Here is a 15,641-nt window from a genome sequence, read left to right as displayed (position 1 = left end):
TGGGCAGTGCGCCACTGTGTGCCTTCGGGCCCGTGCGCGGTGCCCGCCCGGCCACCGGTGACCTTCGCTTGTCGAGGAGTGACACCGGATGTCCTCGGGTGCCTTTCTCTCCGTTCTCCGCCGGCCCGGGGTCGCCCGCCCGGCCGCCGGCGCTGTTCTCGCCTCCCTGCCGATCGGCATGCTCGGCCTGGCCGTGCTGCTGCTCGTGCAGCGCTCCGAGGGCGGCTTCGCCACGGCGGGCCTGGCCGTCGGTCTGCTCGGCGCGGGCACCGCTCTCGGCATGGTCGTGCAGGGCCGGTTGATCGACCGGCTGGGGCAGACCCGGGTGCTGCTCACGGCCGTCGCCGTGCAGGCGGTCGCGATCGCCGGCCTGGTGCTGGCCGCCCGTTCCGGGGTGCTCGGTGCGGTATTGGTGTGCGCCTTCCTGGGCGGTTCCTGCGAGCCGCAGGTCAACGCGAGTCTGCGGGCGCTGTGGCCCACGCTGGTGCCGCCGGGGCTGCTGCCCGCGGCGATGACCTGCTCGTCGGTGATGTTCGAGGCGCCGGTGCTGGCCGGCCCGCTGCTGCTGACGGTGGCTCTGCCGGTCATCGGGCCGGCCACGGCGATCCTGCTGTGCGGGGTGCTGTTCACCGGTGGGGCCGTGCTGCTGGCCACCAGCCGCGCGTCCTTGACCTGGCGTACCGGAGATCGCAAGAAGGGGTTGACCGGGGCACTGACCAGCCGGGGAGTGCGGACCGCGCTGCTCGCCGGGGCCGCCGCCGGGCTGCTCATCGGCATGGTGCAGGTGTCGGCGGCGGCGTTGTTCACCGATCGGGCCGGCCTGATGTACGCGGCGATCTCGGTCGGCAGCCTGATCGGAGCCCTGGCGTGGGGAACCCGGATGCAGGGTGACCGTCCTGAGCTACGGCTGGCCGGGTTGATCTTGATGTGCGCGATCACCACCGGCGTGGCCGCTCTGATGACCACGCCGGTGGTGTTCGCCGTCGCGTTGTTCGCCTTCGGGCTCGGACTCGGGCCGACCGGTGTGCTCAAGTTCAGTCTGGCCGCCCGGACCGCGCCGCCCGGTCATGCCGTCGAGGCGTTCACGCTGATCGCCGCGGCCGGGGTGAGCGCGATCGCCGCCGGGGCCACCGTGGCGGGTGCGGTGGCCGATCGGTTGGGCCCGGCCACCGCCCTGACGGCTGCCGCGACGGTGGCGGTGTTCGTCGCCGTGGTGCTGGTCAGCCGTGGTTCACGGTGAGGCTGTAGAACTTCACCTTGGCGCCGTTGGTGGTGCTCTCCGACGACGACTGGTTGTAGGAGCCGGCTTTGAAATACTGGCGGTACGGATGGAAGGCCGACGGGATCGAGTACGTGGTACGCGTACCGTCGACGGTGAGGTTGATCTTGGTGCCGTTGACGTTGAGGACGTAGGTCCACTTCGTGCCGAGCGGGACACTGCCGACCTTGTGCAAGGTCTGGCCGCTGGCGTCCGGGGAGTTCTGGGTGCCGAGGTAGATGTCGCCGTTCGGGCGGTAGTAGAGCTCCGCCAGGGGTTTCGTCGACGTGCCGCCGGTGCCCAGTTTCACCTGGCCGACCGCCACGTTCTTGGTCACCGAGACGATCCGCAGCTGGGCGCTGAGGGTGTGATTGCCGGTCAGGGCCCAGTTCGCGGCACTGCCGTCCGGGTTCATCTCGCGCAGTTCCGAGCGGGCGTAGTTCGAGTTCGGGGTGGTGACGCCCTTCTCCGGTGCCCAGAACGTCATCGAGCCGTCGTTCTTGTCGGTCCAGAAGAACGACGGATTCGTGTAACCGGCTTTGAGTCGCGCCGCCGAGATGGTCTCCGGGCTGCCGGGCGATCCGACGGGCAGCTGGAGCGACCAGACCGACAGGTTGAAGTTGCCGCCGGGCGGGAGGGCCGGATCGAGGGTCGCGGCGGAGGCGGTGCCGATGCCGGCGATACCGAGGGCGCCGACGGCGGCTGTGGACAGGGCGGCGGTGAACAGGGTGCGTCGTTGCACGGGAGTACCTCTTCACTGGTGGGGGATGCGTCAAGCGAATCAGCACGTCCGTGGACGTACAAGATAGGTAACTTTAAATATCCTTAAATGATGCCGCGAGCAGCCGGTCGGCCAGGTCGGTGCGGCGGTAGAGCATCGAACGGCCGTGCCTGGTGCTGACCAGCAACCCGGCCGCTCGCAGTGCGCGCAGGTGCTGGTTGACGGCGGTGGGGGTGACACCGAGCCGGGTCGCGAGTTCGGTCGAGGACGCCGGGGTGCCCAACCGGGCGAGCAGTCCGGCCCGGTGGGCGCCGAGCAGTCCGGCCAGCGCACCGGGCGCCGGCAGCGGTTCCGCCTCCCACAGGCTGCCGCTGCCGCGGGCCAGGTAGAGGATGTGCGGCGGTCTCTCGGGGGACACCGGCGCCGACACGCCGCGGGTCCACATCGACGGGACGAGGGTGAGCCCGCCGTCGGTGCGGCGGCGGTAACTCAGGTCCGACCACAGCCGCACCTCCACCACGTCGCCGATCAACCGGACCCGTGGGGACAGCCCGGCGAACATGGCGGCGAGACCGTGCTGGGCGATCTCCCGTCCGCGATGGGTGACGTCGCCTTCGAGGAGCGCACGCATCCGCGGCCAGTGCGGCGCGAAGCAGAGATCCCAGTATCCGCTGAGCGCCGCGGTGGCCCGGTCGAGCGCGCCGGCCCGGTGCCACGGCGCGGGGATCCGCTCCTCAGTGCCGTAGAGCAGCAACAGTTCCCGCCAGACCGTGTCGGCGGGCGTGGCCGCGATCACGGCGAGTTCGTCCTCCAGCCGGGTGAGCGGCGAGTGCGGCGGCGGGGTCAGGAAGTCGGGTGTCCATCGCCATTCGGTGATCAGCGCGAGCAGCATCTCGGTGTCGAGACGGTCGCGGAGCGGCTCCGTCGCCCGGATCCACGGCAGATGCACCGGATATCGGCCCGGGTCACGCCAGGTCCGCAGTGACATGACCAGCTCGGAGAGTGGGGAGATCGCGAACCGCACGCCCGCCAGGTCGTGACCGACGAGTTGATAGAGCACGGGCATGAAGCAATACGCTACATCGATCGCGGCGGTACGTGGGACCGGGTCGACTGTGCCGGTGAAAACGATCGAACGTGCCCTGACCTGGGCCACGGTGGCCGGGTCGACGTCCAAGGGAGTGATGTTCAGCGTCAGCGCGCTGTTCTTCACCACCGTCGTCGGGCTCAGCCCGGCCACCGTCGGCGCCGGCCTGACCGTCGCCGGTTTCGGGGGAGTGCTGACCTCGTACGCAGCCGGTCGCCTCAGTGACCGGTTCGGTCCCCGGCCGGTTCTGCTCGGCGCGGTGCTGGCCCAAGCCGGTGCGCTGGTGGCGTACTCGCTGACCCGGGACGCCGTCACGTTCGTGCTGGTCGCGTGCGTGGCGGTCGGCGGGGAGACGATGCAGCGGACGTCCCGGGTCACCCTGGTCGCCCGGGTCTTCACCGGTTCCGGCCGGGTCGCGGTCCGGGCGCGGCTGCGGGTGGTCGACAACGTGTCCATCGCCGCCGGTTCCGGGGCTGCCGCCGTGGCACTGGCCGTGGGGACCCGGACCGCTTACCTGACGGCGGTGCTGGCCGCCGCGGCTCTGACCCTGTCCGCGACGTTCGCCCTGCGCCGGCTGCCGGACGTCACCGTGGGGGTCCGGGACGAGGCGTCCGAAGCGGGCACACCACCGTCCCGGGACCGCCGCTACCTGACCGTGGTCGCCCTGCACGCGGTGATCACCATCCAGTTCGTACTGCTCACCGTCGGCATGCCGCTCTGGGTCGCCGGGCACACCAGCGCGCCGCACGTCACCGTCGCGCTGCTGATGGTCCTCAACACCCTGGTGGTCACGTTCTTCCAGGTCCGGGCCACCCGGCTGGTCGTCGACGTGCCGTCGGCGGGCCGGGCGGTCCGCAACGGCACCGTGTTGCTCCTGGTCGCCTGCCTGTGTTACGCGGCGGCCGGATATCCGGGCACCGGGGCCGCCGTCGGGCTGCTCGTTGCCGCCGTGACGGCACACTCGTTCGGCGAGATCGTCTCCGAGGCCGGTGGCTGGGAGCTGGCCTTCGAACTCGCCGACCCCCGTAACACCGGTGCCTACCAGGGGGTGAGTCAGGCCGGGATGGCGATCGGCCGGGCGTTCGCCCCGCTGGTGGTGGCCTCCACGGCGATCGGGCTCGGGCTGCCCGGCTGGCTGCTGCTCGGTGGCCTCTTCGTGGCCGCCGGTGCCGGCACCCGGTTGATCACTCGGGGCGTCGGCGCCCGCAGCGTCGTCTGAGGCTCACACCACCCTTGTCAGCGGCTCACGCCACCTGCTGCCACCAGGCGTCGATCTCCGGCGGGTTGTCGACGTCGACCCGCTCGCCGGGCCGGGGGATGGCCAGCCGGACGTCGCGGGCCTTCGCCTCACGCCAGGTGCGCTCCGGCGGCTCGGCCCAGCGGTGCGGCGCCAGGTCGAAGGTGGCCCAGTGCACCGGGATCATCAGGCCGCCGCGCACGTCGAGGTGGGTGGCGACACCGTCCTCGGGGAACATGTGGATGTCGGCCCAGTCGTCGTTGTAGGCGCCGACCTGCACCAGGGTGACGTCGAACGGGCCGTGCTCCGCCCCGATCCCGGCGAAGCCCGGGAAGTAGCCGGTGTCGCCGGAGTAGAAGACCCTCCGGCTCGGGCCCTTGATCACCCAGCTGGCCCAGAGCGTGTCGTCGCGGCTGACCCCGCGGCGGCCGGAGAAGTGCCGGGCCGGAGTCGCGACCAGTTCGAGGCCGCCGATCCGGGTGCTCTCGTTCCAGTCCAGCTCGACGATGCGGGACTCGGGCACATCCCAGGTCTCCAGATGCGCGCCCACTCCCAGCGGCACCACGAACAGCATCGTGGGCTGGAGGGCGGCCAGCTCCCGGACTGTCGGCATGTCGAGGTGGTCGTAGTGGTCGTGCGAAATGACCACGGCGTCCATCGGGGGCAGGTCACGCAGCGGAACGGGCGGCTCGTGCAGTCGCCGGGGGCCGGCCAGCTGGGACGGTGAGCAGCGCTCGCTCCAGACCGGGTCGAGCAGGACCCGCTGGCCCTCGATCTCGATCAGAGCGGTGGAGTGGCCGAACCAGGTGACGTGCAGGCCGGTCGCGTCGGCGGCGGGCGCGCTGACCACCGGCACCGGCTGATGCGGGCGGCGGGCCCGGCCGCCGGTCAGGGTGGCGGCGGCGACCCGGGGGACGGCACTCAGGGGGAGGCCGGTGGCGGTGGGCACGATGTTGCGGAACCGGCCGCCGGAGAACTGGGGCGAGGACTCCACCCGGGTGCGCCGTGCCCCGGTCGCCTTTCCGCCGAGCTGAGCAGCGATGTCAAGCCTCTTCGTCATGGCTCCCAATGTATGCGGTGATCACAATGTAGTCAATGCTTACTATGTATTCGTCGAATACATGCCGGTAGGGTGGGTGCCATGAAGACCCGCCCTTACCACCACGGGGACCTGCGCACGGCCCTGCTGACCCTGGCCGAGGACACCCTGCGGGACCGGGGCGCCGCCGAGTTGTCCCTGCGCGAACTGGCCCGTGAGGCAGGCGTCAGCCCGGCCGCGCCCAGTCGCCACTTCAAGACCAAACAGGCGCTGCTCGACGCGCTGGCCCTGGAGGGCTTCGACCGTCTGGACACGGTGCTGACCGGGGCACTCGACGGTGCCGGAGACGACTTCGCGTCCCGGCTCGACCGGTTGACCCGGGCGTACATGGCCTTCTCCGCCGGCAACGCCGCGCTGCTGGAGTTGATGTACGCGCGCAAGCATGACCCCGACGTCGCCGAAGAGCTGAAGACCGCCACGCGGCGGATGACCGGGCTGGTCAACCGGGTGATCGAGGACGGACAGCGGCGGGGGGAGGTTCGGGCCGGAGAAGTGGAGCTGATGGTCGTACCGCTGGCTGCCGCTCTGCAAGGTCTGACCGCACTGCTACAGAGCGGTGGCTTCTCCGCCGAGCAGGTGGAACAGGGGCTGCACGAGACGATCGCGTTCATCCAGCGCGGTTACGCACCCTGAGGCGGCCCCGGCGCGGGCTGTCGAAGTGTGTCACCGGCGAACAGGGCGAGCAGGTCGCCGATGCGCCGGCCCGCTTCGGCGGGGTGCCGGAACCCGCCGTCCGGGTTGACCGTGTAGTGGTTGCGGCGGCCGACACGCTCGTGGCTCAGATATCCGGCGGCTTCCAGGTCGGCGACGATGGCCTGGGCGGCGCGCTCGGTGATGCCGACGGAATCGGCCACGTCCCGCAGCCGCACGGTCGGATCACGGAAGATCGCCAGCAGTACGTGAGCGTGGTTGCTCAGGAAGGTCCAGCCGGTCACGATCCGCCCTCTCGGTTTGACATGCGAACTCTACTTCGTGAATAGTGGTACGTGCTTCGAGGGGGAGTACCCGACGCACCACGCGCCGCCGTCAGTACGGAACCGGCCATCCGGTTCCCGGTGTCGCAGTCACCGTATTAGGTGGCCCGGGGAGACCTTCGTCCAGACTGGACGAAAGGATTCCCCGTGTCCGTTCCCTGGTGGGGCTGGGCCGCTGTGATGCTGGCCGTCGCCGCGATGCTCGCCGTCGACCTGTTCCTGCACCGCGACAACCACGTCATCAAGTTCCGTGAGGCCGCGATCTGGTCCGGGATCTGGATCGCCGCCGGCCTGCTGTTCGGTGTGGTCCTCTGGGCCTGGCAGGGCGGCGACGTGGCCGGCACCTACTACGCCGGTTACCTGATCGAGAAGGCGCTGTCGATCGACAACGTCTTCATCTTCGCGATGATCTTCACGGCCTTCGCCGTCCCGGAGGCCTACCAGCACAAGGTCCTGTTCTGGGGCGTCATCGGCGCGCTGGTGTTCCGGTTCGCGTTCATCTTCGTCGGCGCCGGGCTGCTGGAGGCCTTCTTCTGGACCGCCTACCTCTTCGGCGCGTTCCTGATCTGGACCGGTTACAAGATGGCGTTCCAGCACGGTGAGCAGAGCCCGCCGGAGAACAACCCGGTGGTACGGCTGGTCCGCCGCGTGGTTCCGACCGACCCCAGCTATCACGGCGACAAGTTCTTCACCCGCGTCGACGGCAAGCGCGTCGCCACCCTGCTGTTCGTCGTGCTGATCGCCGTCGAGGCCACCGACCTGATCTTCGCCGTCGACTCGGTCGCCGCGATCCTGGCCATCACCACCAGCACGTTCATCGTCTGGACCGCCAACGCGTTCGCCATCCTCGGCCTGCGCAGCCTCTACTTCTGCCTGGCCGGGCTGCTGCGCCGGTTCGTGCACCTGCACTACGGGCTGGCCGTGCTGCTCGCCTTCGCCGGCGTGAAGCTGATCCTCTCCGAGACGCCGGTCGGCAAACTGCCCATCCCGCTGACTCTCGGAGTCATCGTGGTGACGATCGCCGTCTCGATCGTCACCAGCCTGCGCAGCACGCGTGCCGTCGAGGCGCCTCAGTAGCGCGGACAGCCCGGGTCGGCGGTGATCCCGCCGCGCCGGGCTGCCGGCTGGTCGATCAGGTGGCGATGGCTTTGTCGTCCGTCCGGCCCGGGCGGGCGACGATCGCCGCGATGGCGATCAGGCCGAAACCCCAGATCGGCAGCATCGCGAAGTCGCTCGGGACGAGGATCCAGCCCGCGCCGATGTCCATGCTGTGCATCCATTCCGTGGTCGGCCCGAAGGCGAATCCGTAGAAGTGCGGCAGGTGACCGCTGTTCGGCTGGCCGGTGCCCGCCGTCAGATAACTGGTCAGCGAGGCGACGAAACCGGCGGCCGACGGGACCACCAGGAACACCCCGGCAGCCGTGAGCACCGTGCTGACGATCGGCCGGCCCGCCGCCTGGATGCGGTGCGCCAGGGCCACTCCGGTCAGCCAGCCGGCGACCAGGCCGAGCAGCAGGCCGGCGATGGTCAGCGGCAGGTAGGCGGCGGGGCGCTGTGGCCAGCCGTTGAGTGCCAGGTACGGCGTCCCGTTGGCGTCCGGGTAGGCGTACACGTCCAGAATGGTCTGATCGGTCTCGGCGGAGAAGTGGACGTTGGCCAGCACGCCGTCCGTGCCGTCGCCGGTCTGCAGCGGCCCGGTCCGCCAGCCCTCGGCCGCCAGCCGCTGCCGCACCGACTCGGCGGCCGCCCGACCGTCCACCGCGTCACCGAAGCCGCTGTTGCCCTGCAGATAGAGGTCACCGGTGCTGCCGGTGGCCGGGGCCGGCAGCACCCGCGCGGCCAGGGCGGCGTCGGGCATGGCGGCGTAACCGAAGGAGCCCAGCCAGGAACCGGCCGCCGCGCCAAGTGCGCCACCGATCAGCAGCGCGACGATCGCCGCGACCAGGGCGATCGGGCGGCGCACCGGGGGACGGAACCGTTCGCGGAGGCCGTCGAGCATCAACAGGCCTTTCGCTTCGCGGGTCGGCTCGCCACCGGGGCCGGCCATCTCCAGCATGGTGTCGATCAGTTCGGCGCCGTGTTTGCGGCGGATCCGGGCCGGATAGGCGGCCAGCACCGCCCGGTTGCCCCGAGCGGTCGGCGACGCCGTAGCGAACGAGCTGGTCATGCGGCACCTCCGGCGATGTTCGGGCGGAGGGCGAGCTGGCGGTCGGCGGCGTCGGCGCGCCGACGCAGGCGCTGGGACTGCTCGGCGAGCGCGGCGGCCCCGGTGTCACTGAGCCGGTAGTAGCGGCGCAACCGGCCGTCGACGGCCTCCTCCCGGTCGACGGCGATCAGCCCCTGCTGGTCCAGGCGGTCGAGGGCGCCGTAGAGGGTGCCGGGGCGAAGGTTCACCTCCCCGTCGGAGAGTCGGGTCACGGCTTGGACGATCCCGTAACCGTGCAACGGCTGGGCCGCGAGCACGGCGAGGATCAGATAAGTGGGTTCCTGCACGTCGAGGACAGTACGGTCGCCGATGTATAACGTCAACCGTTGTATTCCTCCGACTGCGGGGCGTGATCGCCGGGTCGGGTGGTCGATTACGGCCGTTCGGCGTAGGACAGCGCCTCCACCAGGAATTACCTTGTGGAACGGCCCAGCCGACGGAGGAACAGTGCAACCGAACCGGGACAGATATTTCGACGCGCTCCGGGCGCTGGCGATCATCCGGGTCGTGTTGTTCCACGCCTTCCCGTTCGCCACCCTGGAACTGATCTTCCCGTCGATGGGAGTGATGTTCGCGCTCGGCGGCTCGCTGATGGTGAAATCGCTCGACCGCAGCGCCGTCGGGGCGGTGCGCAACCGGATCCGGCGGCTGCTGCCCGCACTGTGGGCGATGGGCCTGATCCTGGTGCCGTTGATGCTGCACCACGGTTGGCCCGACCATCCTTCGTGGCCACGGCTGCTGCTGTGGATCGTGCCGATCGCGGACCCGCCGTCGAGCGAGTTCGGGTACTCCGCCGCGGGTGTGCTGTGGTACCTGGTGACGTACCTGTGGCTGGTCCTGCTCTCGCCGTTGCTCCTCGCTCTTTATCGGCGGGCACACCTGGTGATCGTGCTGCTGCCGCTGGCCGGTCTGGTGGCGCTGTCGTTCCACCCGGACATCTTCGGTGAGACCGCCGGCTGGGTGCTGCAGAACGTGCTGGCGTACGCGTCCTGCTGGGTCCTCGGCATGGCCCACCGCGAGGGTGACCTGGCCAAGCTGCATCCGGCCGCGGTGCTCACCCTCGGCGCGGCGTGTGTGGGCGGGGCGCTGAGCTGGGCCTACACTCACCCGGTCGACGAGCGTATGGACCTCACCAGCATTCCGGTGGCGTACTCGATCTACGCGATCGGCTTCGTCCTGCTGTTGCTGCGCTGGTCACCGTCGATGGGCTGGCTGGCCCGCGCCCGCCCGCTGGACGGGTTCGTGTCGATGGTCAACAACCGGGCGGTGACCATCTACCTGTGGCACAACGTCGCCATCACCATCGCGGTCGCGTTGTTCGACCCGCTGCAACTCTGGAAGATCCCCACCCAGGGCCTGGAGTACGCGGCCGACTTCAGTATCGCGATGCTCCTGCTGGCCGTGGCGGTCCTGTCGCTGGGCTGGGTCGAGGACGTGGCCGCCCGCCGCCGCCCCCGCCTCTCCCCGTTCGTGAAACGCGTCCCGGCGCTCCCGTCCGGACCGGCCCGCGGGGTGGCGGTGGTACCGGGGTACCACTCCTGATGGGTACCGCGGTCGGATGGCCGGGCGGGCGGGCGACCGTAGCGTCATCGGCGTAAGCGGAACCCCGCACCGCCCGGACGAAGGAACCATCATGACCGACCACGTCAGCCAGGCCCGGAAATCGCAGATCAAGACCGCTGTCCTGTCGGTGGTGGCCGTCGTGGCGCTGATCATCGGCGGGCTGGTGTGGCTCGGCCGGCCGGCCGAGCCGGCCCGGCTGCCGGCCGGCGAGTCCAAGGTGGACGTCTACCTCCTCACGGAGACCGGCAACTGGCCGGAGGCCACCGGACGGGAGGACGTCTGGTTCGTCGATCTGGTGGCCGGCGGGTGCCGCGACCGGAGCGTCTGGTACGTCGAATACTCCGGCCAGGCGATGTGCGTCACCCCTGACGGTCCGCACGGGCCGGTGACCGTCTCCGCCGGGCCCGGCCGGATCGACGTGCCCGCCGACGCACAGGCGGCCATCGCGAAGCTGGTCGCCGCCGCTGACATCGGCAGGTCGGTGCGGATGACCCAGGTGCTGCTGGTACCGGAGGGCCAGGCCGAAGCGGCCGGAGTCATCAACCTCGACAACCCGGCCACGGCTATCCCGGTCGACTGACCGCCGTCACCCGCCCCTGGTGTTCCTCGGCGCGCAAGGGCTTGCCGAAGAGCCACCCCTGGGCCAGGTCGCAGCCCTGCTCCCGGAGCCAGTCGCGCTGGGCCTCGGTCTCCACGCCCTCGGCGACCACCCGCAGGTCCAGGGCGCTGGTCATGGCGAGGACCGCCCGGACGATCTGCTCGTTCGCGCCCTGCCGGCCGACCTCGGAGACGAACGACCGGTCCAGTTTCACGATGCCGACCGGGAGCCGGTTCAGGTAACTCAGCGACGAGTAACCGGTGCCGAAGTCGTCGATGGCCAGCACCACACCGAGGTCGTGCAGTTCGTTGAGCGTACTCAGGGCGGTGTCGATGTCCTCCATCACGCCGGACTCGGTGATCTCCAGCCACAGCGCGGACGCCGGCAGCCCGGTCGAGGCGAGCACGTCGCGGACCACGGCCACCAGTTTGCGGTCCCGGAGCTGGCGAACCGACACGTTCACCGACATGTGCAACGGGTGGGCGTCCGGGCCGCGTTCGGCACGCCAGACCGCGAGCCGGCCAGCCGCCTCCCGCAGCAGCCAGGCACCGGCTTCGACGATCATCCCGGTCTCCTCAGCGACCGGGATGAACCGCAGCGGCGGAACGTGACCGAGTTCCGGGTGCTCCCAGCGCATCAGGGTCTCGAAACCGTCCAGCTCACCGCTGGCCAGGTCGATGATCGGCTGGTACGTCGCGTACAGCTCGCCACGCCGCATGGCCCCGCGCAGGGCCTGCTCCAGGGTGATCCGGTCGTGCAACTGGTCGCGCAGCGAGGTGTCGAACAGGGCCCAGGTGTTGCGCCCCGACTCCTTCGCCTGGTACATCGCGGTGTCGGCGTCCCGGATCAGCTCGACGGCCTCGGCCCCACCGGTCGCCTTCGCCACCCCGATCGACGCCGAAACCACCACGTCTCCGACGGTGAGGGCGAACGGGCGGGTGAACAGGTCCAGGACCCGCCCGGCGACCGATTCGGCGAGGATGCTGTGCGACGGGCTGGACAGGGCGATCACGAACTCGTCCCCACCGATCCGGCAGACCAGATCACAGCTGCGTACGTGGGTGCTGAGTCGCTGCGCCACGGCGCACAACAGCTCGTCGCCGACCCGGTGCCCCCAGTGGTCGTTGATCATCTTGAACCGGTCGAGGTCGATGAAGAGCAGACTGATCTCCTGCCGGCCGGCGGCGGCCCGGTCCCCCCAGGCGGTGATGGTGTCGCTGAGCAGTTCCCGGTTGGGCAGGTCGGTCAGCTGGTCGTGGGTGGCCCGTCTGCGGATGGAGTCCTCGGCCCGGGCCCGCGAGTTGCTGGACCACGCGACCCGGAACAGCACCACCAGGACCAGGACCAGCACCAGGACGCCGCGGACGTTCTTGTCCAGGGGCCCGTCGGCGGGATTCAGGGTCGCCATGACGACCGGGACCAGCAGCACCAGGGCGATGGTCAGCATCCGCCGTTTGGACAGCTTGCGCACCAGCCGCTGCTGCGGGGTGACGAGGGTCAGCCGGGACGGGTGCAGGGTCGCCGCGCCGAGGAGCAGCAGCGCGACGGTGTGCAGGGTGACCACGAGCCCGGCGGGTAAGGCGGCCAGTCCACCGTTGCCTATCAGGTAGCACAGGTCACCGGCGGACAGGCTGACCGTGCCGGCGACGGCCATCCACAGTGCGGGCGCCCGGTGCCCGCCGGTCAGGCCGAGCTGGGCCACCAGGGCGAGCAGGACCACGTCGACGATCGGGAAGAAGGCGTTGGCGAACTGGACCGTCGGTTCCCCGGTGCGCTCGATCGCCGGGGCCACCAGATAGGTCCAGGCCAGGCAGGCGAACGTCGCGCCGACCAGCACCGCGTCGATCCACGCCGGGTCCTCCGGGTCGGCGCGGCGCCGCAGCAGGATCCGGGCTGCCGCGTACGCCGCCAGCAGATAACCGGCGATGACGATCGCGTCGAGTGTCAGCGACAAGCCGGACCGCGGTGCCCGGTCCGCGCCGATCAGCACCATCCGCAGCACCATCCCTGCCACGATCAGCAGCCCGGCGAGGTACAGGTGGCGCAACGGCACGTGCCCGGCGGGGACTCCGGTCCGGGCGGCGTACCCGATCGTGACCACCCCGCCGAGCACGGCGACGACCGACAGCAGCACCTGCAACGGTTCCGGAAGCAGCGGCATCAGCGCCGCGACCAGCACCGCCGCGGCGACCAGGCGCCAGGACACCGACCGGCTGCGCCGAAGCGACGAGCCCTGGCCCGCGGCCGCCGCGGACTGCTCGGAGTCGGTGCGCGCGGTGGCGAGCACGGGGGTCACATCCCTCCGATCGGCATCGCCACCGCGCGGCTGAGAGAACCCCTAGCCGATGATCCACAGGAAGGGCGGCCAGCCCTTGGCGGCGGCCAGCACGACGGTCTTGTCCCGCCACCGGGTGATCCGCAGCGAGGTGGCCGTCATCGGGTTGACGCGCCGGCCGACGTCCAGTCCCTTGCCGATCTGCTCGCCGGTGATCGCGTCCCACACCTGGAGCCGGGCGTACCTCGTGGTCGCGGTCGCCAGGATCGGCCGGCCGGACAGGTCGCCGACGGCGAGCGCGCTCACGTCGAAGCCGTCGCAGGAGATCCGCAGCAGCGGCTCACCGGTGGCCGCGTCCCAGGTCCGCACCTCGCTGAAGATGCCGGCTCCGGCGGTCAGGATCTCCCGGTCGCCGACCCGCTGCCCAACATCTTGAGCGGTCGCTCAAACTTGGCTACAGTGCTGTTTGAGCAACCGCTCAAAAATGGTTCTGGAGGCAGTCATGACTGAGGCGAGTGCCCTGATCAGCGTGGATCGTGGCGTGCGGGTGTGGCGGCTGGCCGGCGTCGCTCTGGTGACCGGTGTCCTCGGCGGGACCGCGACCGGCGCGCTGGCCGTGACCATGGGCGGGACCGATGTCGTCCCGGCCGCGTTCACGCTCGCGATCGCGGTGCCGGTCCTGCTGGTGGCGCTGATCGGCTGGCGGCTGCTGGCCACCGGCCCGGCCCCGGCCGGACGATGGATCGCTGCAGTCGCCGCTCTCGGCGTTCTGCTGATCACCGCGGTGCAGACGATTCCGCACCTCGACTTCCGGGCCGGCGACGGCGCGCAGGTGGCCGAGGCGGCGGCGGCCGGGGCGTTCTACGGAAGCCTGTTCGGGCTGATCGCGGCCGCCGGAGCGATCGTGCTGCTGGTTCCGGTCGTGCTGGCGCTGCGGACACGGGTCAGCGGGTCCGCGATGCGGGCGCTGGTGACGGTCGCCGTCCTGGTGGGGACCGCGGTGTTCGCCTACCTGGTCACCGACGCGATGGGCGTCCCGGTCCTCACCGGCATGGCCGCCGCGCTGGCCGGCACCGGAGCGCTACTGGCCACCGGCAAGTTCTGAACCCGCCGCGGGCGGGGCGGACACCCCGGGGCCGCGACAGGTAGCCTCCGTCCCGCTGTCGAAAGATCAACGGGGAGGAATTCGATGGAGATGTTCAGTAGGCGGGCCGCGCTCCGGGCCGGGATCGCGTCGACCGCGGTGGCCGGTGGGCTGGCGGCCGGGGCGAGCGAGGCGCAGGCGGCACCGGCCGGCACCACCACGGACACCGGCGAGGGCTGGACCTCGGTCCTCGACCACGGGGCGATCGGTGACGGGACCACTGACGACACCGCCGCCGTGCAGGCCGCGCTGAACCACGCCACCACCACCGGGAAGAGTGTCTACTTCCCGGCCGGGCGGACCTTCCGGGTGTTCAACCAGCTCACCGCCCGGAACCTGGCGGACGTCGTCATCGAGGGGCAGGGCGCGACCATCGCCCTCGCCGGCGGCCCGGTGTCGGTCAAGGGTGAGTACGCGATCCTGCGCCTGCAGGACTGCGCCCGGGTGAAGATCTTCGGGCTGACCTTCATCGACACCGTGCGGGCCGAGCAGTACGACGGTGTCCGCATCGTCCGGTCCACCGGCATCGTGGTGGAGAGCGTCCGGGTGCAGAGCACCCGCTTCAACGGCATCGTCGTGTACGACGTGTCGCCGGGTCTCTCCGACGACATCGTGATCACCAACTGCACCACCGAGGACACCCGGTTCGGCATCTCCACCAACGGCCGGGACGTGCGGATCAGCGACAACCACGTGGCGATGGACTGGCTGTCGACCGACGAGGCCCGCCGCTACGACTACGTGCACCCGGGCTTCGGCAGCGACTCGGACTATTTCGACGGCATCTGCGTCTGGCAGGGCGGCGACCGCACCGTGATCGCCGACAACACGCTGACCGAGATCGGTCAGTCCGCGATCTGGGTCCAATCGGCCACCAACGTCGTGGTCTCCGGCAACACCACCATCGGCGCCCAGCTTCACGGCATCGAGATCGACGGCCTGTCCCTGGGCGCCCAGGCGTCCGGCATCACGATCACCGGCAACGTGGTGATCGACTCGGTGAACGCCAACATCAACCTGATCGGTACGACCGAGGCGACCGTCGTCGGCAACCGGGTCGTCAACAGCAAGGCCACCGTCAACGCGACCGGTATCGCGATCAACACCAAGAGCAGCAAGGTGACGGTCACCGGCAACCAGATCCGGCAGGCCAATCCGGCGCGGGAAGCGATCCTCGTCAAGGACAACACCGAGAAGGAGCCGGCCGCGCGGGCGCTGGACGTCACCATCGGCTGGAACACCGTGGACGCGGCCATCCCGTACTCCGCCCCGGTCGACACCACTGTCATCCAGCGTTCCGGCGCCGGCCTGATCAGCGCGCAGGCCTCGCTGAAGACCACCGGCAAGGTGATCGCCGTCGGCGGGCTCGGCATCGGCAACAGTGTGGCCGCCACGGCGGTGGGCGCGGTCGTGCGCAAGATGGAGGTCTTCGGGTCCTCCGGCCAGAGCCTCGGCTTCGTCTCGATCCACAGCAGTTGA

General features: G+C 70.4%; 16 protein-coding genes. 8 read left to right on the top strand and 8 right to left on the bottom strand.

Going from position 1 to position 15,641, the window contains the following annotated elements; translation table 11 throughout:
• Positions 1-88: 88 nt before the first annotated feature.
• On the top strand, positions 89-1,240 hold the full coding sequence (locus BLU81_RS14205) for an MFS transporter (protein ID WP_092545000.1): 1,152 nt from the start codon (positions 89-91) through the stop codon (positions 1,238-1,240).
• Here the strand turns inward: BLU81_RS14205 and BLU81_RS14200 are convergent.
• Complete coding sequence (locus tag BLU81_RS14200) at positions 1,221-2,000, bottom strand: polysaccharide lyase family 7 protein (RefSeq protein ID WP_092544998.1); 780 nt, start codon at positions 1,998-2,000, stop codon at positions 1,221-1,223. The two genes, BLU81_RS14205 and BLU81_RS14200, sit on opposite strands and share 20 nt — an antisense overlap.
• A 73-nt stretch (positions 2,001-2,073) precedes the next feature.
• On the bottom strand, positions 2,074-3,045 hold the full coding sequence (locus BLU81_RS14195) for an ArsR/SmtB family transcription factor (protein ID WP_092544996.1): 972 nt from the start codon (positions 3,043-3,045) through the stop codon (positions 2,074-2,076).
• 55 nt (positions 3,046-3,100) lie between these two features.
• Between BLU81_RS14195 and BLU81_RS14190 the strand changes: the two genes are divergently transcribed.
• On the top strand, positions 3,101-4,285 hold the full coding sequence (locus BLU81_RS14190) for an MFS transporter (protein WP_231954514.1): 1,185 nt from the start codon (positions 3,101-3,103) through the stop codon (positions 4,283-4,285).
• Positions 4,286-4,310: 25 nt separating this feature from the next.
• Here the strand turns inward: BLU81_RS14190 and BLU81_RS14185 are convergent, their stop codons facing one another.
• Complete coding sequence (locus BLU81_RS14185; RefSeq protein ID WP_092544992.1) at positions 4,311-5,363, bottom strand: MBL fold metallo-hydrolase; 1,053 nt, start codon at positions 5,361-5,363, stop codon at positions 4,311-4,313.
• Positions 5,364-5,444: 81 nt separating this feature from the next.
• Here BLU81_RS14185 and BLU81_RS14180 point away from each other — a divergent pair, with 81 nt between their 5' ends.
• A complete protein-coding gene (locus BLU81_RS14180) occupies positions 5,445-6,035 on the top strand; it encodes a TetR/AcrR family transcriptional regulator (protein WP_092544990.1) in 591 nt (196 codons plus the stop codon).
• On the opposite strand, the gene BLU81_RS14175 is transcribed toward BLU81_RS14180, so the two are convergent.
• Positions 6,023-6,337 (bottom strand): helix-turn-helix transcriptional regulator, encoded by a 315-nt coding sequence (locus BLU81_RS14175; protein WP_231954513.1) that lies wholly within the window; start codon positions 6,335-6,337, stop codon positions 6,023-6,025. The genes BLU81_RS14180 and BLU81_RS14175 overlap by 13 nt on opposite strands.
• Positions 6,338-6,523: 186 nt before the next feature.
• Between BLU81_RS14175 and BLU81_RS14170 the strand changes: the two genes are divergently transcribed.
• On the top strand, positions 6,524-7,453 hold the full coding sequence (locus tag BLU81_RS14170; RefSeq protein ID WP_092544984.1) for a TerC family protein: 930 nt from the start codon (positions 6,524-6,526) through the stop codon (positions 7,451-7,453).
• Between the two features lie 55 nt (positions 7,454-7,508).
• Here BLU81_RS14170 and BLU81_RS14165 read toward each other — a convergent pair whose 3' ends face one another.
• Together BLU81_RS14165 and BLU81_RS14160 are read right to left on the bottom strand one after the other, a co-directional pair.
• Complete coding sequence (locus BLU81_RS14165) at positions 7,509-8,543, bottom strand: hypothetical protein (protein ID WP_092544982.1); 1,035 nt, start codon at positions 8,541-8,543, stop codon at positions 7,509-7,511.
• Positions 8,540-8,869, bottom strand: a complete 330-nt coding sequence (locus tag BLU81_RS14160; protein ID WP_092544980.1) for a PadR family transcriptional regulator — start codon at positions 8,867-8,869, stop codon at positions 8,540-8,542. The genes BLU81_RS14165 and BLU81_RS14160 overlap by 4 nt, the downstream gene beginning before the upstream one ends.
• Before the next feature lie 160 nt (positions 8,870-9,029).
• Between BLU81_RS14160 and BLU81_RS14155 the strand changes: the two genes are divergently transcribed.
• Both BLU81_RS14155 and BLU81_RS14150 read left to right on the top strand, forming a co-directional pair.
• Positions 9,030-10,124, top strand: a complete 1,095-nt coding sequence (locus BLU81_RS14155) for an acyltransferase family protein (protein ID WP_157751562.1) — start codon at positions 9,030-9,032, stop codon at positions 10,122-10,124.
• 91 nt (positions 10,125-10,215) lie between these two features.
• Positions 10,216-10,725 (top strand): hypothetical protein, encoded by a 510-nt coding sequence (locus BLU81_RS14150; protein WP_157751560.1) that lies wholly within the window; start codon positions 10,216-10,218, stop codon positions 10,723-10,725.
• Here the strand turns inward: BLU81_RS14150 and BLU81_RS14145 are convergent.
• Entirely contained in the window at positions 10,709-13,039 is a 2,331-nt protein-coding gene (locus BLU81_RS14145) for a putative bifunctional diguanylate cyclase/phosphodiesterase (protein ID WP_231954512.1), read from the bottom strand. The two genes, BLU81_RS14150 and BLU81_RS14145, sit on opposite strands and share 17 nt — an antisense overlap.
• A 42-nt stretch (positions 13,040-13,081) precedes the next feature.
• Positions 13,082-13,387 (bottom strand): hypothetical protein, encoded by a 306-nt coding sequence (locus tag BLU81_RS14140; protein ID WP_092544974.1) that lies wholly within the window; start codon positions 13,385-13,387, stop codon positions 13,082-13,084.
• 133 nt (positions 13,388-13,520) lie between these two features.
• Here BLU81_RS14140 and BLU81_RS14135 point away from each other — a divergent pair, with 133 nt between their 5' ends.
• Together BLU81_RS14135 and BLU81_RS14130 are read left to right on the top strand one after the other, a co-directional pair.
• Positions 13,521-14,123, top strand: a complete 603-nt coding sequence (locus tag BLU81_RS14135; protein WP_157751558.1) for a hypothetical protein — start codon at positions 13,521-13,523, stop codon at positions 14,121-14,123.
• Between the two features lie 84 nt (positions 14,124-14,207).
• Positions 14,208-15,641 carry a right-handed parallel beta-helix repeat-containing protein gene (locus tag BLU81_RS14130; protein ID WP_092544970.1) on the top strand — a complete coding sequence of 478 codons (1,434 nt, stop codon included), beginning with the start codon at positions 14,208-14,210 and terminating at the stop codon, positions 15,639-15,641.

The organism is Actinoplanes derwentensis, assembly GCF_900104725.1.
Taxonomy (GTDB): domain Bacteria; phylum Actinomycetota; class Actinomycetes; order Mycobacteriales; family Micromonosporaceae; genus Actinoplanes; species Actinoplanes derwentensis.
Note: the sequence above shows the minus strand (reverse complement) of the source record. Positions and strands in the feature narration are given on the sequence as shown.